The organism is Paraburkholderia sp. PGU19, assembly GCF_013426915.1.
Taxonomy (GTDB): Bacteria; Pseudomonadota; Gammaproteobacteria; order Burkholderiales; family Burkholderiaceae; genus Paraburkholderia.
Window position 1 is genome coordinate 1,308,967 of the sequence record NZ_AP023179.1, and the last position, 25,194, is coordinate 1,334,160.

At 61.8% G+C, this 25,194-nt stretch carries 23 protein-coding genes and 1 pseudogene; 15 read left to right on the forward strand and 9 right to left on the reverse strand.

What is annotated here, in order from left to right; all coding sequences use genetic code 11:
* Positions 1-7 precede the first annotated feature (7 nt).
* Positions 8-421 (forward strand): hypothetical protein, encoded by a 414-nt coding sequence (locus H1204_RS06115; RefSeq protein WP_180730399.1) that lies wholly within the window; start codon positions 8-10, stop codon positions 419-421.
* Positions 422-472: 51 nt separating this feature from the next.
* Positions 473-1,585 (forward strand): acyltransferase, encoded by a 1,113-nt coding sequence (locus H1204_RS06120; RefSeq protein WP_180730400.1) that lies wholly within the window; start codon positions 473-475, stop codon positions 1,583-1,585.
* Between the two features lie 259 nt (positions 1,586-1,844).
* Here the strand turns inward: H1204_RS06120 and H1204_RS06125 are convergent, their stop codons facing one another.
* Positions 1,845-2,537, reverse strand: a complete 693-nt coding sequence (locus H1204_RS06125; protein WP_180730401.1) for a hypothetical protein — start codon at positions 2,535-2,537, stop codon at positions 1,845-1,847.
* 2 nt (positions 2,538-2,539) lie between these two features.
* A complete protein-coding gene (locus H1204_RS06130) occupies positions 2,540-2,824 on the reverse strand; it encodes a hypothetical protein (protein WP_180730402.1) in 285 nt (94 codons plus the stop codon).
* A gap of 367 nt (positions 2,825-3,191) precedes the next feature.
* Between H1204_RS06130 and H1204_RS06135 the strand changes: the two genes are divergently transcribed.
* From H1204_RS06135 to H1204_RS06165, 7 genes are all read left to right on the forward strand, one after another.
* The gene (locus tag H1204_RS06135) at positions 3,192-3,440 is read left to right on the forward strand and encodes a hypothetical protein (protein WP_180730403.1); all 249 of its coding nucleotides are present in this window, start codon (positions 3,192-3,194) and stop codon (positions 3,438-3,440) included.
* A gap of 1 nt (position 3,441) precedes the next feature.
* Positions 3,442-3,900, forward strand: a complete 459-nt coding sequence (locus H1204_RS06140) for a glucosaminidase domain-containing protein (protein WP_180730404.1) — start codon at positions 3,442-3,444, stop codon at positions 3,898-3,900.
* Positions 3,897-4,238 (forward strand): DUF6527 family protein, encoded by a 342-nt coding sequence (locus H1204_RS06145; protein ID WP_180730405.1) that lies wholly within the window; start codon positions 3,897-3,899, stop codon positions 4,236-4,238. Before H1204_RS06140 ends, H1204_RS06145 begins: the two co-directional genes overlap by 4 nt.
* A 73-nt stretch (positions 4,239-4,311) precedes the next feature.
* On the forward strand, positions 4,312-4,668 hold the full coding sequence (locus H1204_RS06150; RefSeq protein ID WP_180730406.1) for an HNH endonuclease: 357 nt from the start codon (positions 4,312-4,314) through the stop codon (positions 4,666-4,668).
* A gap of 10 nt (positions 4,669-4,678) precedes the next feature.
* Complete coding sequence (locus H1204_RS06155) at positions 4,679-4,951, forward strand: hypothetical protein (RefSeq protein ID WP_180727984.1); 273 nt, start codon at positions 4,679-4,681, stop codon at positions 4,949-4,951.
* 40 nt (positions 4,952-4,991) lie between these two features.
* Positions 4,992-5,432 (forward strand): hypothetical protein, encoded by a 441-nt coding sequence (locus H1204_RS06160; RefSeq protein WP_180730407.1) that lies wholly within the window; start codon positions 4,992-4,994, stop codon positions 5,430-5,432.
* Positions 5,429-5,809, forward strand: coding sequence for a DUF1353 domain-containing protein (locus tag H1204_RS06165; RefSeq protein ID WP_180730408.1), 381 nt, complete (start codon positions 5,429-5,431; stop codon positions 5,807-5,809). Before H1204_RS06160 ends, H1204_RS06165 begins: the two co-directional genes overlap by 4 nt.
* A 34-nt stretch (positions 5,810-5,843) precedes the next feature.
* Here the strand turns inward: H1204_RS06165 and H1204_RS06170 are convergent, their stop codons facing one another.
* Complete coding sequence (locus H1204_RS06170; RefSeq protein ID WP_180730409.1) at positions 5,844-6,077, reverse strand: hypothetical protein; 234 nt, start codon at positions 6,075-6,077, stop codon at positions 5,844-5,846.
* A 59-nt stretch (positions 6,078-6,136) separates the two neighbouring features.
* Positions 6,137-6,328, reverse strand: coding sequence for a hypothetical protein (locus H1204_RS06175; RefSeq protein ID WP_180730410.1), 192 nt, complete (start codon positions 6,326-6,328; stop codon positions 6,137-6,139).
* A 279-nt stretch (positions 6,329-6,607) separates the two neighbouring features.
* On the opposite strand from H1204_RS06175, the gene H1204_RS06180 reads away from it, so the two are divergent.
* The 4 genes and pseudogenes from H1204_RS06180 to H1204_RS06195 all read left to right on the forward strand — a co-directional run bounded on the left by H1204_RS06180 (position 6,608) and on the right by H1204_RS06195 (position 15,985).
* Positions 6,608-7,300 carry an SOS response-associated peptidase family protein gene (locus H1204_RS06180; protein WP_180730411.1) on the forward strand — a complete coding sequence of 231 codons (693 nt, stop codon included), beginning with the start codon at positions 6,608-6,610 and terminating at the stop codon, positions 7,298-7,300.
* Positions 7,301-7,869: 569 nt separating this feature from the next.
* A pseudogene (gene uvrA, locus H1204_RS06185) lies at positions 7,870-13,778 on the forward strand (excinuclease ABC subunit UvrA).
* A gap of 429 nt (positions 13,779-14,207) precedes the next feature.
* The gene (gene tehA / locus H1204_RS06190; RefSeq protein ID WP_243468562.1) at positions 14,208-15,263 is read left to right on the forward strand and encodes a dicarboxylate transporter/tellurite-resistance protein TehA; all 1,056 of its coding nucleotides are present in this window, start codon (positions 14,208-14,210) and stop codon (positions 15,261-15,263) included.
* 17 nt (positions 15,264-15,280) lie between these two features.
* A complete protein-coding gene (locus tag H1204_RS06195; RefSeq protein WP_180730412.1) occupies positions 15,281-15,985 on the forward strand; it encodes a glutathione binding-like protein in 705 nt (234 codons plus the stop codon).
* 96 nt (positions 15,986-16,081) lie between these two features.
* On the opposite strand, the gene H1204_RS06200 is transcribed toward H1204_RS06195, so the two are convergent.
* The 5 genes from H1204_RS06200 to H1204_RS06220 form a co-directional block, all read right to left on the reverse strand.
* The gene (locus tag H1204_RS06200; protein ID WP_180730413.1) at positions 16,082-18,199 is read right to left on the reverse strand and encodes a phospholipase C, phosphocholine-specific; all 2,118 of its coding nucleotides are present in this window, start codon (positions 18,197-18,199) and stop codon (positions 16,082-16,084) included.
* A 75-nt stretch (positions 18,200-18,274) separates the two neighbouring features.
* Entirely contained in the window at positions 18,275-18,610 is a 336-nt protein-coding gene (locus H1204_RS06205; protein ID WP_180730414.1) for a hypothetical protein, read from the reverse strand.
* A gap of 445 nt (positions 18,611-19,055) precedes the next feature.
* Positions 19,056-19,910 carry an alpha/beta hydrolase gene (locus H1204_RS06210; protein WP_180730415.1) on the reverse strand — a complete coding sequence of 285 codons (855 nt, stop codon included), beginning with the start codon at positions 19,908-19,910 and terminating at the stop codon, positions 19,056-19,058.
* A gap of 8 nt (positions 19,911-19,918) precedes the next feature.
* Positions 19,919-21,517 carry a benzoate-CoA ligase family protein gene (locus H1204_RS06215; protein ID WP_180730416.1) on the reverse strand — a complete coding sequence of 533 codons (1,599 nt, stop codon included), beginning with the start codon at positions 21,515-21,517 and terminating at the stop codon, positions 19,919-19,921.
* 70 nt (positions 21,518-21,587) lie between these two features.
* Entirely contained in the window at positions 21,588-22,067 is a 480-nt protein-coding gene (locus H1204_RS06220; protein ID WP_180730417.1) for a DUF4863 family protein, read from the reverse strand.
* Between the two features lie 281 nt (positions 22,068-22,348).
* Here H1204_RS06220 and H1204_RS06225 point away from each other — a divergent pair, with 281 nt between their 5' ends.
* Both H1204_RS06225 and boxC read left to right on the forward strand, forming a co-directional pair.
* Complete coding sequence (locus H1204_RS06225; RefSeq protein WP_180730418.1) at positions 22,349-23,311, forward strand: helix-turn-helix transcriptional regulator; 963 nt, start codon at positions 22,349-22,351, stop codon at positions 23,309-23,311.
* Positions 23,312-23,446: 135 nt separating this feature from the next.
* Positions 23,447-25,129 (forward strand): 2,3-epoxybenzoyl-CoA dihydrolase, encoded by a 1,683-nt coding sequence (gene boxC / locus H1204_RS06230; protein ID WP_180730419.1) that lies wholly within the window; start codon positions 23,447-23,449, stop codon positions 25,127-25,129.
* Positions 25,130-25,194: the final 65 nt, after the last annotated feature.

The window sequence follows — 25,194 nt, forward strand, 5'->3', positions numbered from 1 at the left end:
GGAAAACATGGGTCAAAAATTCGCAGCATACGATGCGCAAGGCAATATCACTGCATACTACGACGCAATAGATAGCCCGGTTCCATCTGGTGTAACGAGCACCCTCGAAATCACTGATGCGCAATGGCAGGCTTGCATCAGCACACAAGGCTACAAGATTCAGGGAGGCGCGCTTGTTGCCCCGTCGACCACTCAGATAGCCGCGCAACAAGCGGCGGCGACCTGGGCGACCTATCAGGCTAATGCCAAGGCGTTGCTCGATGCCTCGGACATCACAGTTCTCCGCTGCATCGAGAATGGCGTAACGATGCCACCTGAATGGGCCACCTATCGCAAGTCGTTGAGATCAATTGTCGGAGCGGCGTCCGGAAATCCTGGGCAGCCTTTGCCGACACGACCGCAATTCCCTGCTGGAACTTAACTGGTATTATTTCGGTTTCTTTTGAAAGAAACTGGAAGTTCCGGGAAGATCGTGGAGAAAAATAAAAAAGAGGGCAAGGAGACTATCGCCTGGATCGACAACATGCGCCTGTTGGCGATGGTCGGCGTGTTGTCGTTCCATTTCTGGATTTTCTTCTACCCGATGGCGCACAACGTGCACCAGTTGCTGGCTTCGCGCGAGCGCATCCTTGGGTTGCCATTCCAGCTAGGCTGGGAGGCCGACGATCTCTTCTTCGTGGTGAGCGGGCTCGGTCTGGCGCTGTCTCTTCACGGCAAAAAGCCCGACTGGCTGTCGTTCATCGTCGCGCGTGCAAAGCGTATCTACGTTCCGTATTGGTTAACGGTAGTGGCGATCTTCGCGTTTCAGGGCGCGTCAATGGTGGCGGGTCAGTGGGACAAGCCATTCGGTGGACCGTTCACCGAAAGCGACTGGATCTACAATTTCCTGCTATTGCTTTCGAACACCTCCAATCCGTTCTCGTCGCACTACTGGTTCCTGTATGTGCTCGTCGAACTCTACGTTCTGTTTCCGGCCCTTTACTGGCTCATCAAACGGTTCGGCATTCGCGCTCTGGTGGTGTTACTGATTTTCCATGCGGCATGGTTGCGCCATCCTGTCGGCCTGGGACCGCTCACCGGGGCAAGCACAGTCATTTACTGGATGGCATCGTTCTGCATCGGCATCTTTGTCGGAGTGAAGCTCGGGGAGGATCGGGCGAACACAGAAAGGTGGTTGAAGCGACTGTTGCCTTTGGGCGTCGTTATGTTTGTTGCCGGATCAGCCCTCATCTATCGCAAGCCGTTCGACCCGATTACGCATCCGCTACTTGGTGGCGGAGGTGTAATTGTCGCCTATGCGATTTGCTCGCTGCCGTGGCATCTCCCACGGCTGTCGAAGATAAGCTTCGAGGTCTACCTGGTACACATGCCGTTCGTCGGATGGTACCGGCACTTCTTTGGTTTCATCGACACTCCGAAATTGCCGATCTACGTGTTCTACATGGTGACAGTGGGGCTGATGGGGTGGGCTTTGCACTGGATTTCTAATCGATTGCTCGAAACCTTGCCGACTCAGCCTGAGGTCCGGAAAGCGAGTCTGATAAACAGCCCCTTTATAAAAGGACAGCCACCTTCAGGCGGCTGACTTTTATGGTCAGAGCTTCACCTTCAGCTAGATTGCATCCGCATCCGAATCAGATGAAGCTCCAGGCATCACTATGAAGCACAATCATCGCAGTTATCCACAATGCACCAATAGCAACAGCCGCAATTCTGATGACCCAACGCCGCAATGAATCTTTCATTTTTTAGAATCGTAAACATGGCGCCCCCGAGCGCTCATATTAAGGCGCACATTTCAAAACTTCACCTTGACCTCAGCCTTTCGTTACGCTGTAACGGCCTCAGAATTTGATTTTCACCTCAACGGTCGTCACGTCGTTCCACAGCGGCGGAACATTCCGGTTGCGTGAGTTCAGCCCAGTGAAGTAATGCCGCGCGGATACGCTCACGCGACCATAGCCGACCGAGATGCCGACGACGGGAGCGACGCTCCAGTAAGCAGATTCCAGGTGGAAACTCTGAGCGGGAATGCCGCCCACCTGGTAGCCCGCCACATCCTCTGACCATGCGTCATGATGGATGTACGCACCGACCTCGCCAGCGAACCTGACGCCGTATAGCCAGTAATAGGCCTCTGCGGTCAACGCGGCACCTTGCGATCGGCCTTCGCCAGTGAAAAACGCGGTCGGCACGCCCGTCTTGTTCTGATACGTGTGCGATTTCGGATCGTAATTTTCGTCCTGCGGCGTGCACGAGCACGACGCGGCGAAGCGGCCCAAGTTCACGTAGTCGAGATGCCAGTCGACACCCCAAGCGCCGCGCGTCATCAACGGACCAGTCAGGCCAAGCGAGAACGTCGGTGGCTTTGCGGTGACGTGCGAGCCGCCCGGGATACCCTGCTGGGCCCAACGCCCATCAGGGGTATCGGCGCTGGAAACTCCGATGCCGGCTTGCACATGGATGCCGAACGGATGAGCGACATAGTCGTCGATGATGTCAGCTCGAGCAGATGCAGCCGCGCAGCCGAGCGACATTGCTACGGCTGCTGCTCTCCATCCTCCAACTCGATGATGGCGCCGATCTCGCGGCCGCGCGCATGCAGTTGCTCGACGCTGATGATGGGGCCGTGCATGAGCTGCCAATTGGCCATGCCGTACATCAGGACATGAAAGCCCATCTCGCGCTTGTCCTCGTCGGAAAGGTACTTGTGGAACTGCCGGCCTGTCGCTACGCCGAACATCCGGGCCATCTGAGTATTCGTAAAGGACAGTTGCTCTTTGAGGAGCCGAAGCCCTTGCTGCGGGGGTGCCTGATAGTGCATGGGCGGCCGTTCCAATGGGACGCGCAAATGCGCGAAAAGTGAGTCGCATGATGGTTCCTTTCGGAGTATCGGGCACCGCGAAATGCTTAGCCCTGTGCACCGAAGAATATCACCCCTAGGGTGATTGTCAAGTGCCGCGACAAATGAAAAGGCCTCATGCGTTGCGGAACGCATGAGGCCTTGAACCATCGACCGAAGAATAGACCAACGCTCGACAGAGCGCGGATTATAGCGCTAAAGCAATCTGACACAGCGCATTGAATAACGATCGACCACCAGCCGCCTTCGGGCGGCTTTTTTATTTCCGGGGCCGCCTTTGAACCATCCACACGCAGAGAACCAGCGGATAGCCGCTTTGGAGAGCCAGATGAGGACGTTCGAGCAGGAGATCAGCGCATATCGCTCTGAGCTTTTGGCAAACACAGAAGCGACGCTCCGCGTCGAGTCGAACACAAAGGAACTGGTCGAGCTGCTGAAGCTCGCTAAGTCGGGCGTCGGCTTCTTCACGGCGACAGGGCGCGTGCTGCGCCGAGTGGTTATCTGGGTCGGCCCGTTCCTCACGGTTGCTGGCGCTCTCTGGGCTCTCGCTCACGGCAAATGGCCGTCACTGGACTGATATGAACCCGAACGACTTCATTTCCGCGATCGCGCCGGCGGCACGCGCGAGCGCGAAGGCGACGAAGATCCCCGCATCGTTTGTCGTGGCGCAGGGCGCGCTCGAATCCGGCTGGGGCACGTCCGCGCTCTCGAAACAGGCGTTCAACCTGTTCGGTGTGAAGGCTGAGGCGGCGTGGCACGGCGACGTGCTCATGATGGACACGCGTGAGTTTTTGAAGGGCCAGTGGGTGACCGTGCCCGCGAAGTGGCGCAAGTACCCGGGCTGGCAGGCGTGCATCGACGATCACGCGGCTTTCCTGCTGAACAACAGGCGCTATCAGCCCGCGTTCGCATACACGAGCGGCTCGACCTTTGCGCTCGCGATCGCGGCGGCCGGTTACGCAACGGATCCGCAATACGGTCAGAAGGTCGTGTCGATCATCAAGGCGCACAACCTCTCGACACTGGACCGCCAATGAAGATCGAAGAGCTGAAGCGCGACGATGGTGTGCGCACGATGATGTTCGAATGTCCCGGCTGCGGATTCCTGCATCAGGTGCACGTAGCGGGCACGAATGTCCCCGTCTGGGGTTGGAATGGCTGCATGGATCGGCCGACTTTCACGCCGTCCGTGCTGGTCACTGGCGTTAAACAACTGACGGACGAGCAGCATGAAACGTACTTGAAGACGGGCGCGCTTCCCGAGGCGGAGCCGCTGCGTTGCCATTCCTTCGTGACAGACGGTCGCATCCAGTTTCTCGACGACTGCATGCACGCGCTCGCCGGACAGACGGTCGAGCTGTCTGACGTCGAATAGCTGCCGCGCGAATAAGCGCCGTTTACCCCTCTCACGCATAGCCGCCTTCGGGCGGCTTTTTTCGTTTACGGATATGCCGATCATCAAACACCTCGTCGATGCGGCAAAGGGCAAGCACCCTGTCGCGGCGAAGCGCTCGTCGCATTGGCCGACCGTGCGCAAGCACCACCTCGAGCAGAACCCGACGTGCGCAGTGTGCGGCGGGGCCGACAAACTCGAAGTGCACCACATCCGGCCGTTTCATCTGCATCCGGATCTCGAGCTGGACCCGTCGAACCTCGTGACGCTATGCGAGGCGAACAAGGGCGGCGTCAATTGCCATCTGCACTTCGGCCACTTGGGCAATTTCCGCAGTTTCAACGTCGAGGTCGTCGCCGATTCGCATCACTGGCACGACAAGATCTCTCACCGGCCGCTGGCCGATTCCTGAAGGAGAAAGCGTGAATAAAACTTCCAGCCTCATCACGGGTGGCCTGACCGTCAGCGCAGCCGAACTCGTGCCCGCAGTCGAATGGATCCTCGGCGGTTGCCACGGCCCGGTACCCGCCAGCGTTTCTTCGCTGGTCGCCGGTCTGGTAGCCGCTGGCATCCACGCGGCATACAACGTCGTCGCCGCACGCGCGGCAAAGACGCAATTCGCGACGGCGACGCTCATCAACCCGGCGAACGTCGTTTCGCCCGCAGTGTCGGTTCCCGCCGGCGCCCAGCAGTAAATCCACGCCGCGATCGCGGCAACATCAAAGGAACCTCGAAATGAAAAAGATGCTGCTTGCGGCAGGCCTCGCCGCGCTCATGTTCTTCGCTGGCTGCGCGAATGCGCCGCAGGTTGCCAGCAATTTCCAGGCTCAGGTTGCGAAGGCCTGCGCCGTCGTACAGCCTACGCTTCTGTCCGTGCAGGCCATGACGGTCAGCGACCCGACCCAACAGGTCATCATCGGCCAGGTGGTGAAGCTCAACGGCTCCGTGTGTGCCGCCAATGCATCGGTCGATCCATCCAACGTCGTTGCGCTCGTTAATACGTCGATTCCGGCCGCCGTGCAGGTGATCGCGCTATTGCCGATCGATGAGGCTGCGAAGTCCGGTGCGCAGATCGGGCTGATGGCATTTCAGGTCGCACTCTCCGCGGCGCTCGCGCAATACGGCTCGCCGACGACCAGCGCACCGGCGCCAGCCTCCGGAGCAGCGACGCAATGAGCAAGTTCCTCACTTCGCTGGTGATGGAGAACGCCACCGGCATGGACGACGGGAGGTGGCGCCTGACGGCGCCGCTGATCTATGACTCGGATGTCGCGGGGAAGGTCATCGTCGTGCCGACCGGCTTCATCACGGATCTCGCTTCAGTGCCGCGCGTGCCGATTGCGTACATGCTCGCTGGCGGTACGAGCAACGAGGCGAGCGTTGTGCACGACTACCTCTACACCTCTCATATCGTCGATCGCGAGACGGCAGACGCGGTGCTGCGCGAGGCGTCGGCGGTAACGGGTGTTCCGGCATGGCGCCGCACGATCATGTGGGCCGCGGTTCGCGCGTTCGGCGGTTCGCACTGGGACGAGAAGCCCATCAGCGCTTAAAAACAGTCCACAGCCTGTATCCTACCTTTACAGGCTATGGCCTGTGCTTCGGGCTTCCCGGCGCTTCAATCTGACCTCCAATCCACCGCACCGGCCAATCGCTATCCCCCTCGATGGCAAGGTAGTTCCAAAGCAGCGCGCTTTCTGAATTCTTGCCGGCAAAGCGCGCTGGTTGGATTTCGGCTTCCCACTCGGCATCCGTGCCCGGGTCAAGCGCGGGCTGCACCCAATAGAATTTTCCGACGATCAGGTCAGTTTCAGTCGTCACATCCATCTCCCTACGCCCACTGGCGCACATCAATCAGCCGAATCCGCGAATCCGATGCTTCAACTGTGGGCACTGACATAAGCCAGCTTCGCCCACGCGAAAGCCTCGGCGCCAATGCGCTCCGGGTTGCATCCCGTGTAGGCACAGAAGTGCTCAAAGTCATCAAGCACCGTGTGTCCAAGGTCGTCTGGCGTGAGCGGGTGTTGGAGCATGTCGGCCAGGATCGCGTCAGGATTTCCGTATTCGAACATCTCTGCCTCCCTCATCATCTGCGCCGGTCGCTCGCACCCAGAACACACAACCGCGCTCGCCGTCTGCCTGCACTGTAACGCGACAACCGCGCAGACAAACAGCGTGTGACGTTCCATTTATGGGGCCACCCCAATGTTCGCATTCTCGACAGGGGTGCTTTGTGCCGTAGGGGTTAGATAGATTTGACATGGCGGTAGATACTGTATAGATATACAGTAGTCTAGCCGATCGGAATCAGCAAGCCCCTCGGGCTATCATGGCGGCTCAAGGAGGGCGCCATGTGCACGTCTTACGAAGCGAACCCGAACGATTCCCGATGGGATGTCTTCAGCCTGTTTCCTCGGCCAGACTTCGACTACAAGCGCGAGATCTATAAGGACTATTACGCCCCGATTTTCCGGCGCGGCGGAGACGCCTTCGAGACGGTCCCGGCCTCCTTCGGCATAGTGCCGAGGCGGCACATCCCGCCGGGAGTAAAGGTGTTCGACACGATGAACGGGCGCTCAGAGTCGGTCGAGCAGAAACGCAGTTTCAGCAATGCATGGAAGAATCTGCAGCTCTGTTTAATCCCGTGTCAGACGTTCTTCGAGCCGAACTATGAGAGCGGCAAGGCAGTGCGCTGGAAGATCGGAACGGCGAGTGGCGACCCGTTAGCAATAGCGGGCCTGTGGCGCCAATGGAAAGAAGCGGACGGCCTGTTGTCACTCGCGTTCACGATGCTGACTGTCAATTCGGACGAGCATCCGCTCATGAAGCGCTTCCACAAGCCAGGTGACGAGAAGCGCTCGGTCGTGATCGTGCCGCCGACGCAATACGGCGACTGGTTGTCGTGCCAATCGACCGACGACGCGCGCTCATTCCTGCAACTCTTTCCGGCCGAAATGATGCATGCTGCGCCGTTCCCATTGCCGCCGCGCAAGCCGAAACCGCAAGCAGAAGACGGGCCTGAGCAGTCAAGCCTGTTGAGTTGATTAGCTGGTTTCCCTGCAACGAAACAAAGGTCGCAACTTCCTATTTCCTTTGTCGCGATTTCAATTCGAAGAATAGATCGACCGCGCCAGTTCCGACTCGATCTAAGGGGTGCGATTGACAGTAGTTGTCCATCCAGAGATAGATCGAATCCGCGTCCGTGCCGGCGAGGGCGTCGTCCCCGCTCGCGACTGCGAGCCCCGTCATATATCCCATCAGCCACCCTGTTACGGCGAAGTCGATGTAATTGTTTTGCTTTCGGGTTGACCACTGTCCGCAAGTTCGATCACCGATCGTAGTGATTGCATGTGCGTTTGTCGTCACGGTTGCGAAGCCGACTGCAGCGATCGCAATCCATCTCCTCGGATTCATTATTCACCTCGATTTCTTGGCTCTTGTCGTCGTCCGGGCACACGGCCTGAAGTCTGTATGGATATACAGTAGAATTGTCGGGCGATTAAATCCAAAACGCCTTTGTAAGTGTCTGATTTTGTTAGTGCGCCATTGTGCATTTCGTGAGCGTGCGATCCCCGGTCAAATTGGGCCTAACCAGTTGATTTAAGATCATATTTTGGCTTCAAACAACCTAATCCGAATTCGTGGCGCACGCCAGCACAACCTGAAGAACGTCGACCTTGATCTTCACACGGGCGAAATGACCGTCGTGACGGGGCCGTCGGGCTCGGGCAAGTCGAGTCTCGTGTTCGACACCCTGTATGCCGAAGGGCAGCGGCGCTACGTCGAAACGTTCAGCGCGTACGCCCGGCAGTTTCTCGACCGGATGGACCGGCCGCAGGTCGACCGCGTCGACGGTGTGCCGCCTGCCATCGCCATCGACCAGACCAACCCGGTGCGCAGTTCCCGCTCGACGGTCGGCACGATGACGGAGCTGAACGACCATTTGAAGCTGCTTTACGCGCGCGCGGCAGAACTGTTCGACCGCAAGACCGCACAGGCGGTCCGGCACGATTCGCCGGAGACGATTTACGCCGACCTGGACGCCCGCACGACCACTGACGACCCGCGCATCGTCGTGACTTTTCCGGTCGAACTGCCGGAATCGACGAGCGAGGCGGAAGTCGAGCAATGGCTTTCCGCGAGCGGCTATACGCGTGTTCAGGCGCAGCGCGAGGTCGCGTCGCCCACAGGCATGCGCAAGGTGCTCGACGTCGTGGCAGACCGTTTCCGTCTGCATCAGGTCGAAAAGGCACGGGTGGTCGAGGCTATCGAGGCGTCGCTCAAGCGTGGCGGCGGGCGCGTGAATGTCTACGTGCTGGAACAGGCGCAGGAGGGCGAAGAAGTCGAGCCGCAGATCTGGCGCTTCTCCACGGGACTCCACAACCCGGACAGCGATCTTCGCTACGCCGATCCGCAGCCCGCGTTGTTCTCGTTTAATTCGGCCTATGGCGCATGCGATACATGTCGCGGCTTCGGGCGTGTGATCGGCGTCGATCTGGGCCTCGTGATTCCCGACGAACGCAAGACGCTGCGCGGCGGCGCCATCAAGCCGATGCAGACGCCCGCATGGAAAGAGTGCCAGGACGACCTGATGCGCTACGCGGCGAAGGCCAACATTCGCCGCGACACACGCTGGTCCGAACTCACGGAAGCCGAGCGTGACTGGGTCATCAATGGCTCGCCGGACTGGGACGGCGAGTGGCAGAAACAATGGTATGGCGTGAAGCGCTTCTTCGGCTATCTGGAGTCGAAAGCCTACAAGATGCATATTCGGGTGCTGCTGTCTAAGTACCGTAGCTACACGCCGTGCGAGACGTGCGGCGGCGCACGCCTGAAGACGGAATCGTTGCTGTGGCGACTCGGTTCGAAACAGAATGCGGACGGGGTGCTGGAGCCGGCGCAGCGTTTCATGCCGCGCGGAGTCGACTGGAACCGTGCGCAGCTCGAAGCATTGGCGGGGCTGACGGTGCACGATCTGATGCTGCTGCCCATCGAGCGCATCCGGCGCTTCTTCGACGAGATCACGTTGCCGAGCGCGCTGCTCGACGACGCGCTAAAACTGTTGCTCGCCGAAGTGCGCACGCGCCTCAAATATCTGTGTGACGTCGGTCTCGGCTACCTCACGCTTGATCGTCAGAGCCGCACGCTGTCGGGCGGCGAAGTGCAGCGGATCAACCTGACCACGGCACTCGGCACGTCGCTGACCAAGACGCTGTTCGTGCTCGACGAGCCAAGCATCGGCCTGCATCCGCGCGACCTGAACAGAATCGTCGAAGCGATGCATCGGCTGCGCGATGCGGGCAATACGCTCGTCGTCGTCGAACACGATCCTTCCGTGATGCTCGCCGCCGATCGCCTGATCGACATGGGCCCCGGCCCGGGCGAGCGCGGCGGCACGATCATTTACGACGGTGCGCCGGACAAGATCCGTTCGGCGGGCACGCTGACGGGCGAGTATCTCGGCGGACGCAAGCATGTCGCGGATGCGGCGCACTGGGCACGTCGGCCGGTTGACACGAGCACGCCGCGCATCGTGCTCGAAGGCGCGCGCCAGCACAATCTGTGCGACGTGACGGTCGACATTCCGTTGCAGCGTCTCGTGTGCGTGACGGGCGTATCGGGCTCCGGCAAGTCGACGCTGATCCAGGATGTGCTGTATCCCGCGCTGGCGCGCCAGCTTGGCAAGGCGACGGAATCGCCCGGCGCGCACCGCAGTCTGACGGGCGTCGAGCAGATCAGCGACGCGATATTCGTCGACCAGTCGCCGATCGGCAAAACCACGCGTTCGAATCCCGCAAGCTACGTCGGCGCCTTCGACGAAATCCGCAAGCTGTTCGCGAAGGCGCCGCTCGCGTTGCAACGCGGCTATGGCGCCGGCGTGTTCAGCTTCAACTCGGGCGATGGCCGCTGCCCAACCTGCGGCGGCTCCGGCTTCGAACATATCGAAATGCAGTTCCTGAGCGACGTCTATTTGCGTTGTCCGGACTGTGACGGCAGCCGCTACCGGCCCGAAGTGCTCGAGGTGAAGATCGAGCGCGCGGGTCGCGCGCTGAGCATCGCGGACGTGCTGGAACTGACCGTGCACGAGGCCGTCACCCTGTTCGCCCCGGATGGCGAAGTGCTGCGCGTGTTGCAGCCTATCGTCGATGTCGGTCTCGAATACGTGAAACTGGGCCAGCCGGTGCCGACGTTGTCGGGCGGGGAGGCGCAGCGTCTGAAGCTCGCGGGCTTCCTGGCGGAAACCGCTCAGGCGAAGACGGCACGCGGCGCGAAGCAGGCGCCGGCGGCGCGCCTGTTCATGTTCGACGAGCCGACCACCGGCCTTCACTTCGACGATATCGCCAAGCTGATGCAGGCGTTCGGCAAACTGCTGGCGGGCGGTCATTCGTTGATCGTCATCGAGCACAATCTGGACGTGATCCGCGCGGCTGACTGGCTGATCGATCTCGGTCCCGAAGGCGGCGATGCCGGCGGCCTCGTCGTGTGCGCGGGCACGCCCGAAGACGTCAAGCAATGCCAGGGTTCGCACACAGGCGAGGCGCTCGTGCAATACGACCGCGCGATGGGACTCGCCATCGAGCCGACCGAGGCGGCCGAGAAGGCGGAAGCCGCCGCACACGGCATGCCGCTCCAGACGGCGCTGACCGCGGCGCGCGCGCGGCGTGCGGTGGAAGGCGAAGACGTCGTGCGCATCGTCAACGCGCGCGAGCACAACCTGAAAGCGCTGGACGTCGATATTCCACATGGAAAGTTCAACGTCATCACAGGCGTCTCCGGTTCGGGCAAGTCGACGCTCGCATTCGACATCCTGTTCCACGAAGGGCAGCGCCGGTATCTGGAATCGCTGAATGCGTATGCGCGTTCCATCGTGCAGCCCGCCGGCCGTCCTGAGGTCGATGCTGTGTATGGCATCCCGCCTACCGTTGCAATCGAGCAGCGTTTGTCGCGTGGCGGACGCAAGAGCACGGTCGCGACGACGTCGGAGGTATGGCACTTCCTGCGATTGCTGTATGTGAAGCTCGGAATCCAGCATTGCATTCACGATGGCGCGCCTGTTACGTCGCAAAGCGTCGAGTCGATCGTCGCGCAGTTGATGCGCGATCACAAAGGCGATCATGTCGGACTGCTTGCGCCGCTCGTCGTGAACCGCAAGGGCGTCTATACCGACCTCGCGAAATGGGCGAAAGCGCGCGGCAATTCGCACCTGCGTGTCGACGGCGAGTTTGTGCTCGTCGATCCGTGGCCGAAGCTCGATCGTTTCCGCGAGCATACGATCGAGTTGCCCGTCGGCGACATCGTCGTGTCGGCGGACAAGGAAGCCGAACTGCGTCGGCTGCTCGACGAAACGCTCGAAGCGGGCAAGGGCGTGATCCATCTGCTCGCGCCGCTCGACGGCCTCGAACACGCGATGACCCGCAATGGGCCGACCGCGCATGTCGGCGAAGTGAAGGTGCTGTCGGTCAAGCGCGCGTGTCCTGTGTGCGGCACGAGTTATCCCGAACTGGACCCGCGCATGTTCTCGTACAACAGCAAGCACGGGTGGTGCACCACATGCGTCGGCACGGGTCTCGCACTGACCCGCGAACAGCGCGCCGCCTATGACGACACGGTCCTCGTCGACGAAAACCGTGGCCGCGAACAGACCTTACCGTCGGACGAGCAGGAACCGGAGGGCGTCGTCGACGAACCGTGTCCGGATTGCCATGGCACGCGTCTGAATCCGTCCGCTCGCGCCGTATCGTTCAGCGAAACGTCGATCGTCGACGTCGCGCAATGGACCGTGACGGATACGCGACGCTGGATCGATGAACTCGAACTGACCGGGCGCGATGCGGAAATCGCCCGCGACGTGATCAGTGAAATCGGCAGCCGCCTGCAGTTCCTCGAAGAAGTGGGCCTCGGTTATCTGAGCCTCGACCGGGCGGCGCCGAGTCTGTCGGGCGGCGAAGCGCAACGTATTCGTCTCGCGGCGCAGCTTGGCAGCAATCTGCAGGGTGTCTGCTACGTGCTCGACGAGCCGACCATTGGTTTGCATCCGCGCGACAACCAGATTCTGCTGAACGCGCTGCGCAAGCTCGGCGACAAGGGCAATACGCTGGTCGTCGTCGAGCATGACGAAGACACCATACGCCGCGCGGATCACATCATCGATATTGGCCCGGGCGCGGGCAAGCGCGGTGGGACGCTGGTCGCGCAGGGACGCGTCGGCGATCTTTCCGCGCAGTCGAATTCGCTGACAGGTCAGTTTCTCGCTCAGCCGATTCTGCATCCGTTGCAAGCGCGGCGGCCGGTTTCGCTCGCAACAAAACGCGCGCCCGCCGTGCCGGAAAGGTGGCTCACCGTGCATGGTGCAACGCTGCACAATCTGCGCGATGTGACCGTCGGCATTCCGCTCGGGCGTCTCGTCGCCGTGACGGGTGTGAGCGGGTCAGGCAAGTCGACGCTCGCGCGCGATGTGCTGATGACGAATCTGCTCGATGCCGTCGGCCGGTCGGTACTGTCGTCGCCCGCAGTGCGCCGCGCGCGCAAGGCCGCGCGAACGGACGAGGCGCCCGCCGCGAACCGTCGTTCGAGCGTGCTAGCACGCAGTGCGCCCCGGCCGTCCCTGAACGTCGCGCACGCGTGGCAGGGCTGCCAGTCGATTAGCGGCTTCGAGTCGATCGATCGCGTGCTCGAAGTCGACCAGACGCCGATCGGCAAGACACCGCGCTCGTGTCCTGCCACGTATATCGGCGTATGGGACACGATCAGACGTCTGTTCGCCGACACGCTCGAAGCGCGGGCGCGTGGCTACACGGCATCGCGCTTCTCGTTCAACACGGGCGACGGCCGTTGCCCGGCGTGCGAAGGGCAAGGCGTGCGCACGATCGGTATGAGCTTCCTGCCCGACGTAAAGGTGCCGTGCGACGTGTGCCATGGTCAGCGCTTCAATCCGGAAACGCTCGCGGTGACGTGGCGCGGCAAGAATATCGGCGACGTGCTGACGATGGAAATCGACGAAGCCGTCGACTTCTTCGCGGCGATGTCGAACATCGCGCATCCGCTGCAACTGATGAAGGACGTCGGCCTTGGCTATCTGACGCTCGGCCAGCCGTCGCCGACGCTGTCGGGCGGCGAGGCGCAGCGCATCAAGCTGGTCACCGAACTGAGCAAGGTGCGCGACGACATCACACGCCGCGGACAAAAGGCGCCGCACACGCTGTATGTGCTCGACGAACCGACTGTCGGCCTCCATATGGCCGACGTCGCGAAGCTGATTCGCGTGCTGCATCGGCTCGCTGACGCAGGGCACAGCGTCGTCGTGATCGAGCACGACCTCGATGTGATCGCCGAAGCGGACTGGATCGTCGATCTCGGACCCGAGGGTGGCGTGGGTGGCGGCTCAATCGTCGCGTCGACCGATCCCGAAGGCTTGGTGCGCGTCGCGGCGAGCCACACGGGCGGGCTTTGGAGCCGGTGCTCGCGAGGGTAGCGGGCGACTCTGGCGAGCAAATAGCGGGCGCGCGTGTGAGCGCAGGCTGACGTAGCAAAGGCGGCGCGGCGTCGTCGTTCGTTCGACACGACGTCGCGCGCGTCAGGGTGAGGCTGTTCAGCGCCTCGCATAGCCCTGAACGCACCGCCTGCGCCTGGTCTTGCCCGCGCAACCATCGCGCTCGAAATCGAGCGCGGCGGAAACACGTCTGCGACACGTTGCCACAACGATCGCCGCACAGGGCACAGGCCAACCGGTAATAGATCAACGGGCCGACGCCGTCCCGTGGGCGGCTGACGGCCCAACCGCCCGCGAGTCGACACACTTGGGCCAATCCCTCTGACGGGCACGATCCACGTATCGACGGCATACTCCGGGCAATCTCGCGCGAACGGATCGAGCGTGCGTGCACGGCTATGCATGCTCGCGATCCCACTGCGCCGCAACGCGTTTCGCACGCAGCCAGATCAACCCGCAACATGAAAAGCACCTCGATTTCCGCTTCGCTCTTCAGCATCGTGCTCGGTCTGTCCGGCCTCGGCCAGTCATGGCGGGTCGCAGCGCGAATGTGGCATGTGAGCGCCGCGGTCGGCGAAGGGATCCTGCTACTTGCGACGTCCGTCTGGTGCTGCCTGTTGATCACATACGTGCTGCACGCGTTGCGCAATCCCGCCGAAGTCGTCGACGAGTTCAAGCATCCCGTCGCGGGCGGCACAGCTGCGCTGCTCGGCGTGTCGACGCTGCTGATCGTGCAGGCGGTCTTCCCATATTCCCGCGGACTCGCAGCAGCGCTCGCCGTGGCAGGGCTCGCGTGGCATCTGAGTTTCGCGCTGTGGCACACGGGCATGTTGTGGCAGGGCGGGCGCGACATGCTCGACACGGCGCCCACGCTCTATCTGCCGACGGTCGCCGGCAACTTCACAGGCGCGGCGGCGCTCGCTACGATGGGCCGTCCCGAATGGGGCTGGCTGCTGTTCGGTGCGGGCATTTTTTCGTGGCTCGCAATCGAGCCATTGATCATCTATCGCCTGTGGCACGGTGCTACGTTGCCGCCCGAGCAGCGGCCGCTGCTCGGCATCCAGTTCGCGCCGCCCGTCGTTGGCGCAGCGGCCGCGCTGGTGTTGCAGCCAGGTTCCGTCGATCACTGGATCGTGATGCTGCTCGGCTATGGCCTGTTCCAGATGCTGATTGGTTTGCGGCTCGGCGGCTGGCTGACGAAGCATCCGTTCGCGCCATCATGGTGGGCCTATACGTTCGGCGTCGCGTCGGCAACGCTCGCGTGCATGAAACTCGCGCAGGCGGGCGTGCCGCCTGCCCAGACGCTGTCGGTGCCCGTGTTCGTCGGCGCGAATCTGTTCATCGGCTATCTGAGCGTGCGTACGCTGGCGCATCTGTTCGATCCATCGGAGACGCAGTGCGGACATCGCGGCTCGATTGAGCGAGACCGCACGGCATTGCGTCCGCGAGCCTCATCCGTCCAACCGCAAGCAAAGCGCACTCAACCCGTCTATATTGGTCGCTGTTTGCCGACTTAAGCTCACAAGGACCTTTCATGCCTGACCCATCCATTTTCCCGATCGCGAAGAAGTGGCCCGCTGCGCATCCCGAGCGCATCCAGCTTTACTCGCTGCCGACGCCCAACGGCGTCAAGGTGTCGATCATGCTGGAGGAAACAGGTCTCGCGTATGAACCGCATCTGGTGCGCTTCGATACGAATGATCAGATGTCGCCGGAATTCATGTCGCTCAATCCGAACAACAAGATTCCCGCGATCATCGATCCGAACGGCCCCGATGGCGAGCCGCTGCCGCTCTTCGAGTCGGGCGCGATCCTGATCTATCTTGCGGACAAGACGGGACAACTGATGTCGCAGCGCGCGTCGGATCGCTACGAGACCATCCAATGGGTGATGTTCCAGATGGGAGGGATCGGACCGATGTTCGGTCAGGTCGGTTTCTTCCACAAATTCGCGGGCAAGGAGTACGAGGACAAGCGTCCGCGACAGCGCTACGTCAACGAATCGAAGCGGCTGCTCAGCGTGCTGAACGAGCGGCTGGCGACGCGCAAGTGGATCATGGGCGACGACTACACGATTGCCGATATCGCGACGTTCCCGTGGGTGCGCAATCTGGTCGGCTTCTACGAAGCTTCCGATCTTGTCGGCTTTGACGACTTCCCGCATGTGAAGCGCGCGCTCGACGCGTTTCTGGCGCGTCCTGCCGTCGTGCGAGGGTTGGACATCCCGAAGCGCGCGTGACCGCAGGTAATAAAAAAGCCCGTGCCGTCTACACAACGGCACGGGCTTTCTTTTTGAACTTCTCCAAACCGCTAAACCGCCAACCCGGTAATTCCCTTACTGCCCGCCCAGCGCCGGATCGCTCATGCTCGGCTTGCCCGTCTCGACGTGACCCGCAAAACGGCGCGTGAACGACGTGTCGCTATCGACGGTGATCGTGAGGTCGTACCAGCCGTACACGTGACGCAAATCGAGGTTCACGGTATCGCTGTCGCCGCCGCGCACCGTGTGCGTGAGTGGCTTGCCCGAATCGTACGCGTTGACGATCGTGAACTGGCAGCGCGTGTTGCCGTCGTTCTTCAGGCGCAGTTGCAGATTGCCGTTCGCCACGTCGTAGCCTTCCGCGACTTCCGGGTTCGCGCGATCGTGGCTGTTCCAGAAATGCTGCGCGACCTGCTTGCCGGCAAAGCGACGCAGGAAGCCATTCGGCCCGTGCACCGTGAAATCGTACGAACCATCCGCCTTCACGGGCAACTGATCGACCAGACGCTTGCCCGCTTCCACTGTGTACGTGCGCGGCGCATCGGCGCTTAACGCTTCGAATACGAGGAAGTTCGCGCCGGCGTCGCCCGTGTTGACGAAGCGCATCGAGAGCTTGCCGCTGCTGTCGTCATTGATGCGGACGAACAGCTCATACGGCACCGCGCGCGCCGGACGCACGCCCGGCTCCTGCTTCGGCACGGAGCCGACGGCGGGCGGCAGCGGCACGTAGTCGGGGTGACGGTTCTGATCCTGCGGCTTGTACGACGCGGTGGACGGCAGCGTCGGGAATGCATCGTTCGGGTTCTTGAAGTTGAACGCCGACGTCAGATCGCCGCACACCGTTCGACGCCACGGCGTGATGTTCGGCTCCGACAGCTTGTGGCCATGACCGAAACGCGCTTCGATGAACTGGATCACGGACGTGTGATCGAACACCTCCGAGCACACCCAGCCGCCTTTCGACCACGGCGACACGACCAGCATCGGCACACGCGGCCCGAGGCCATAGGGGCCGGCCGCATATTTGCCGTTGTTGCCGCCGGGATAGATTTCGTTGGTCGTGTCGATGGTCGACAGACCATTCGCACTCGACGACGGCGCAAACGGCGGCGACACGTGATCGAAGAAACCGTCGTTCTCGTCATAGTTGATGAGCAGCGCGGTCTTGCTCCACACCTCGGGGTTCGACGTCAGGATCTGCAGCACCTGATCGACATACCACGCGCCATAGTTCGCGGGCCAGTTCGGATGCTCGGAGTAGGCTTCCGGCGCGACGATCCACGACACCTGCGGCAACTGGTTGTTCTGAACGTCCTTGCGCAAGATGTCGAAGTACGTGTCGCCTGCCGACACGTTCGTACCCGTGCGCGCTTTTTCATACAGCGGATTGCCGGGCTGCGCGTTGCGATACTGGTTGAAGTAGAGCAACGAGTTGTCACCGTAGTTGCCGATATACGGATTGTTCGTCCAGCCCCACGATCCATTTGCATCCAGGCCCGTGCCGATGTCCTGATAAATCTTCCACGAAATGCCCGCTGTTTCCAGCACCTCGGGATACGTCGACCAGCCGTAACCCAGTTCCGAGTTGTCGACGACAGGGCCTCCGCCCGAGCCGTCGTTGCCGACCCAGCCCGTCCACATGTAGTAGCGGTTCGGGTCCGTCGCGCCCATCAGCGAGCAGTGGTACGCGTCGCAGATCGTGAACGAGTCGGCCAGCTGATAGTGAAACGGGATGTCGTCGCGCGTGAGGTACGCCATCGTCGTCGTGCCCTTGTTCGGCACCCACTGGTCGTTGCGGCCGCCGTTCCATGCGCCGTGCGTCGTCGGCCAGTCGTGCGGCAGGTCTTGCAGGAACTGCAGGCCGAGATTCGGCGCCGTCGGACGGAACGGCAGCACTTCGCCGACGCCGCCCGCCAGCGGTTGATGCCACACCGGTTTGCCGTTCGGCAGGTTGATCGCGCGCGTGTCGCCGAAGCCGCGCACGCCTCGCAGCGTGCCGAAGTAATGATCGAACGAGCGGTTCTCCTGCATCAGCACGACGATGTGCTCGATATCACGGATGCTGCCTGTTTTGTTGTTCGCAGGAATTGCGAGCGCATTGCGGATGCCGAGGGGGAGCATCGTCAATGCGGTGGCGGAGCCGGCTGCCTGGGCGGCGGCTCGCAGGAAATCACGGCGGTTTTTTGAGGTCATGTTGTCTGGATCGTGAGGGAAGAAACGGTAAGGGACGGCATCCATGCGGGGGCATGGCGCCTGACTGGGCAGAACTCAATCGACGGTGTGGATTACGGGTGGTGCGAGAACGACGGAATCGGCTGCGCTGGCGCCGCCGGGGGATGCGGTTTGTGCCTGCGCGGAAGGGGATTGCGGTGTTTGAGGCGCGGTGCCCGCTGCCGACGTGGATTGCGTGGGCGGGGCGTTGAATGTCGTCGCGAGGGCGGGCTGTTGCTCTCGTTGTGTCTGTTGCTGCTGGTTCTCTTCTTGCGACGCCTGCATCGACGAGTCGTCGCTGCATGCCGCGGTGGCGATCGATGCAGCGACGACGAGCATCCAGTGCAATCGATTGCGTTGCGGGCTACGTGCAGTTTTGTGCAGAGCGGGCATCGTCATCCTCCGGCGCCATGCTTGAGAGACGCGTAACGATAGCCATCGTGTGTGTAGCTATTGTGAAGCGTGAGGCGACGAAAGAAATGTGGAACGAGCGCGGAAGAAAATGCAGAAGGATGCGTGTAAGGATGCGCGACAGTGCGCATATGCATCGATGTGCAGCAGAGCGCGCTGCATCCGATGCAACGCGCATTCCTTGTGACGGTTCAATGACTTGAGTGCGTTATCGGCGCGTTGTCCACAAGGTTGGTCACGGAAAATGTGGACAACCTTGCGGCGTGTCCGCGCGCAGACGGAGCGTGCGCGAGTGTCGCGACGTGGATGCAGCGTGTGCAATCTGAACTGCATCAATGACTTGCGCGGGTCTTGCCCAGGTTACCCACAGGCTTGTGCACGATTTCTGTGGAGAACTACGGTGCAATGCATTGCTGCGCTCGCCGATTCAAACCTGCACAGCGCCGTCCTGTTTCTCGATGAAACCCACGATCGCATCGTTGAGCGCTTGCGGCGCATCGCGATGAGGCGAGTGCCCGCAGTTGTCGAGCTTCGCCAGTTGAGTGTGTGGAGCGCGCTGCGCAATCGTGTCGATTTGCGCCATCGTGCCGTAGTGATCGTCATATCCCTGCACGGCGAGCAGCGGGCAGCGAATGCACCCGAGTTCATCGACGATGCTCCACGACCGGAATGCATCGCTTAGCCATATGTCGTTCCAGCCATAGAAGGCCGAATCGACGTCTTCGTGATGACGCGCGAGCTTGTTGCGCAGATCGGTCTGCTCGTAGGCCGTCTTCGCCTCGGCGATGCTCGTGACAGAAATGTCCTCGACAAAGACATGCGGTGCAATCGCAACAGCGCCAGCCAGTGCATCGGGAAAAGCGGCAGCATAAAGCAGCGTGATCGATCCGCCATCGCTGTGACCGATCACCCACATGCGTTTTCTTTCCTCAGCGCTCACATCTAATGCATCGAGCAACGCGGGCAGGATGTCGCGCGCCTGCACCGACATGAAATCGACGGGTAATTTGACGTGATGCGGACGCGGTGTCGAACGTCCATAACCCGGGCGCGAATACACGAGGCCGCGCATGCCGAGCCGTTCGCACACACTCTGCGGCCAGTCTTTCCACATCGCGACGGAGCCAAGCCCCTCGTGCAGGAACACGGCCAGCGGCGCATCGACCAGATGCGCGTTGAGCCAGCGGTATTCGATATTCAGCGCGCCGCGTTGTGCAGTTGCAGGCAACGCGACCAACGCGCTCTGCGCATCTTCGCGCAAGGTCGTGACAGGTTCGGCCATTCCATTCATCAGCTGTTGAGCTGTTCCCGCAGTTTGAAGCGTTGAATCTTACCTGTTGCCGTCTTCGGCAGATCGTCGACGAAGACAATATCGCGCGGATACTTGTGCGGCGCGAGCTTGTCCTTGACGAACGACTTGAGTTCATCCGCGAGTGCGTCGCATGCATCGGCATTTCGTTTCAGCACGACGAATGCACGCGTTTTCACGAGGCCGCCATGATCGACCCCGACGACGGCGGCTTCGAGTACGGCAGTATGTTGCACGAGAACCATCTCCACTTCGACGGGCGACACATACTGGCCGCTCACTTTCAGCATGTCGTCGCTGCGGCCTGCATACTGATAGCAGCCGTTCGGCAGGCGGCAATATTTATCGCCGCTGCGGATCCATTCTCCCAGAAAGGTCGCGCGCGACTTCTCGCGATTGCTCCAGTACATCAGTGCGGCGCTCGGCCCCTTGATGAACAGATCGCCGACTTCACCGTCGGGCACGGAGTGGCCCGCCTCGTCGCGTAACTCCACTTCATATCCCGGCACGGGGCGGCCCGTTGTTCCGTATTCGACTGCACCTGGGCGATTCGACAGAAAGATATGCAGCATCTCTGTCGAGCCGATGCCGTCGAGAATCTCGCAGCCGAAGTGCGCGGTGAAGCGCTCGCCGATCTCGCGCGGCAACGCTTCGCCCGCCGATGCGCAGACGCGCATCGCGACCTGCTCGCGCGGCGGCAGATTCGGCGACACGAGCATGCTCGCGTATAGCGTTGGCACACCGTAGAAAATCGTCGGCCGATGCTCGACCAGCCGCCTGAAGATGGCGTCGGGTGTCGGACGCTCGGCCATCAGCACGGCCGACGCGCCGACCGACAGCGGAAACGTCAGTGCATTGCCGAGGCCATAGGCGAAGAACAGCTTGGCGGCGGAGAACACCACGTCGCGTTCGCTGATGCCGAGTATCGGCTTCGCATAGAGCTCTGCAGTCCAGTACAGGTTTGCATGCGTGTGCACCGTGCCTTTCGGTTTGCCGGTTGAACCGGATGAATACAACCAGAACGCGATATCGTCGCCGCTACACGCATTGGGTTTCATCGACGGCTCGGCACCGTCGATCAACTGGCTAAGAACATACGTTGGCGGCGGATCGACCTGCACTGGCTGCGATACGATCAACAGACAGCCGTCGTGTTCCGCCTCGCTCATCGCTTTCTCGACATTCGGCAGCAACGCGCCCGATGCGATCACGGCCCGCGCGTGGCTATGTGTGAGCATGTACAGATAGTCGGCGGACGTCAGCAGCGTGTTCGCGACCACGGGCACGACGCCCGCATAAAGCGCACCGAGAAACGCGACGGGCAATTCGGCCGTGTCGAGCATCACGAGCAGAATGCGCTCTTCGGTATGCACGCCGAGCGAACGCAGCGCGCCAGCGAAGCGGCGCGCGCGATCTTCGAGTTGCGCGTAGGTGGTGACGCCGGCGTCGTCGATATAGGCAGGCTTGTCGGGCCGCACGTCATTTTGGCGAAACAGATGCGACGCGAAGTTGAACTGCGCGGGCGGCGCTGCGACATTCGGCGCGGGCTGGTCCGGGTGCGATTCCAGCAAGGCTTGCATGTTTCCTCCGGCGAGTTGAGGCGGAGTGCGTGGGAACGGTAAAGGGGACGTGAAGGCGCGTGAGGTCGCTTCAGGCAACGCTGGCGTCCCGCGTGAATTCGATTGCACCTTGCGGCAGCAGATACAGCACAAGCGCCTGACCGTGCGCGACCGTCGGCCGATGCGCGCTGCCGGGACCGTACACGCACCAGCCGGCCGGATGCCCGTCGAAGGTCGCGCCCTCCGTGAGCGGCATGATCAGATCGATTTCGCCTTGTGGGTGCACGTGATGCGGACCGGCAATGTCCTGCATGTCGACGACGTCGACTGAAAAACCGTGCGTGTCGGACGTGGGCTTGATGACGCGGCCATAGCGGATGCCGCCGTGCTCGCTATTACACAGCCAGCCCTCGGCGACACCCACGCGGCATGCGTCGGCGAGTTCGTCGTAGGTGGCGCTGCCGACGGGCCAGGTCGCGTTGAGCCACCCGTCCAGCGACGCGTCGAGCGGGCGGCCGTCCAGTTGCGCGGTCACGCCCGCAATCAGACGCTGAAAATCCTGAGGGGACATGCTTGCCTCCTGTCGACCTGAGCCGGCGCATCGAGCGAAGCCGACGCTTTTGCGCGTGCTTGCCCGCGCCTTGCTCAGGTCTCACGCAAGATGATTTTGCTGCCGGTCGACACGCACCTTAATTCATGTGCTGTGCCGCCGATCGTCTCCGATTTTGCCTATGCCATCCGGCGGAGGGCTTTCGGCGTTGTTATTGCATCGATATGCGGCGAAAATTAACCGTTCACCTTGAGCATGTCAAGCACTATAGTACATATACCTAGTCGATGAGGCTTCGCGACATGAACCAAACTTACTCCGACGCTGCGGCGAACGCTCCGTCAAACCAGCGCGCAGACGACGAAGCACCGAAAGCCGAGCGCGAAGAACGCGATCCGTTCCTGACCGCGATGGGCGAGCGCGTGCGCCTGCTGCGCGCGCGCCGCGGCATGACGCGCAAGACGCTTGCGTCGGAAACGGGTTTATCCGAGCGGCATCTCGCGAATCTCGAGTCGGGCGTCGGCAACGCGTCGGTGCTGGTGCTGCGGCAAATAGCGGCCACGCTGAACTGCCCGCTCGCCGAAGTGATCGGTGACGAGACCACGTCGTCCGCCGAATGGCTGCTGATCCGCGAACTGCTGCAGGGGCGAGACCAGGCGGCGCTGCAACGCGCGCGTGTCGCGCTGTCGGAGATGTTCGCGCAGGCGCCGCGCGATCCGCATCGCAAGGACCGCATCGCACTGATCGGGTTGCGCGGCGCGGGGAAATCGACGCTCGGCCGCATGCTGGCGCAGGAGCGCAAGGTGCCGTTCATCGAGATCACCAAGGTGATCCAGCAGATGGCGGGCTGTCCACCCGCGGAGATCCATTCGCTGTACGGCGCGAGCGCGTACCGCCGCTACGAGCAGCGTGCGCTCGAGGCGGTGATCGGCGAGCACGAGCGCGCCGTGATCGCCTCGCCGGGCGGGCTGGTGTCGGAGCCCGCCACCTTCAATGCGTTGCTCGCGCACTGTTTCACCGTGTGGCTGCAGGCCACCCCGGAAGAGCACATGCGCCGGGTCGTCGCGCAGGGCGACTTGCGCCCCATGTCGGGCAACAAGGAGGCGATGGAGGACCTGAAGCGCATCCTCGCGGGCCGCGGCGAACTGTACGGCCGCGCCGACATGACCTTCGATACGAGCGAACGCACACTCGCCGACGCCTATCTGCAACTGCGCGACCGCCTCGCCGCGCGTCTCGCCGCTGAACTGGGCGACGAAACCTGATGCATGTGCCGAAGTCGATCCAGAGCGGACTATGGTAGGGGATAACCCGAAAACATGAAGTAAAGTGCTTTACATGGCTGTGACAGTGCACTATTGTTCTTTCAAACAATCTGCATCCGTCTCAGGAGACGCCCCATGTCCGCAGCCGTGTTCCCGGCAGAGACCGCCTCCGTGCGCGTCGACTACCGCACCGATCCCTCGCAGTACAAGCACTGGAAGCTCTCGTTCAATGGTCCGGTGGCCACGCTCGGTATCGACATCGCCGAAGACGGTGGCATCCGCGACGGCTACAAGCTGAAGCTGAATTCATACGACCTGGGCGTCGATATCGAACTGCACGATGCACTCCAGCGCGTCCGCTTCGAGCATCCAGAAGTACGGACGGTCGTCCTCACGAGCCTGAAGGACCGCGTGTTCTGCTCGGGTGCAAACATCTTCATGCTCGGGCTGTCGTCGCATGCATGGAAGGTCAACTTCTGCAAGTTCACCAACGAAACCCGCAACGGCGTCGAGGACTCGTCGCGTCATTCGGGCCTGAAGTTTCTTGCAGCCGTCAACGGTGCATGTGCAGGCGGCGGATATGAACTGGCACTCGCGTGCGATGAGATCTATCTGATCGACGACCGCTCGTCATCGGTGGCGCTGCCGGAAGTGCCGCTGCTCGGCGTGCTGCCGGGAACGGGCGGCCTTACGCGCGTCACCGACAAACGCAAGGTGCGGCACGATCGCGCCGACATTTTCTGCACCGTGGTCGAAGGCATTCGTGGGGCGCGCGCGAAAGAGTGGCGGCTCGTCGATGAAGTCGTGAAGCCGAACCAGTTCGAGCAGGCGATTGCTGCGCGTGCGTTGGAACTCGCGCAGCAAAGCGATCGTCCAGCGGACGCGCAAGGCGTGGCACTGACGCGCATCGAACGCACGGATCGCGATGACGGCCTCACGTATGCGACGCTCGACGTGACCATCGACCGGGCGAAACGCACGGCCACTTTCACGGCCAAAGCGCCCACGACCGAACAGCCGACGGATATCGACGCCATCGTCGCGAAGGGCGCGAACTGGTGGCCGCTGCAGTTCGCGCGCGAACTCGACGACGCGATCCTGTCGATGCGCACGAACGAACTCGATATCGGCACATGGATCCTGAAGACGGAAGGCGACGCGCGCGCGGTGCTCGCCGTCGACGCGACGCTGCTACAGCATAAGGACCACTGGCTGGTGCGCGAAACGATCGGCCTGTTGCGCCGCACGCTCGCGCGCATCGACGTGTCGTCGCGTTCGCTGTTCGCGCTGATCGAGCCGGGTTCGTGTTTTGCGGGCACGTTCGCCGAGTTCGCGTTCGCCGCCGACCGCACCTACATGGCCGCGCTGCCCGCGAACGAAGATGAAGAACCGGCGATCACGCTGTCGGAAGTCAACTTCGGTCTGTATCCGATGGTCACGCATCAGTCGCGGCTTGCGCGGCGCTTCTACGAAGAGACCGAACCGCTCGATGCCGTGCGCGCGAAGATCGGCCAGCCCGTGAAAGCAGTGGAATCCGAGCGCCTGGGCCTCGTCACGGCGTCGCCGGATGACATTGACTGGGCCGACGAAATCCGCATCGCGCTCGAAGAACGCGCGGCGATGTCGCCGGATGCGCTGACGGGCATGGAAGCTAATCTGCGTTTCAACGGCCGCGAGACGATGGAGACGCGCATCTTCGGCCGTCTGACGGCGTGGCAGAACTGGATTTTCAACCGGCCGAACGCGGTGGGCGAGAAGGGCGCGCTCAAGGTGTACGGCAAGGGCAGCAAGGCGCAATTCGACGTATCGCGCGTGTAAGGCCGCGCCAACGTTTACACAACAACCTCGCACAACAACTTCGCGCCGATACGAACCCTCTCGCA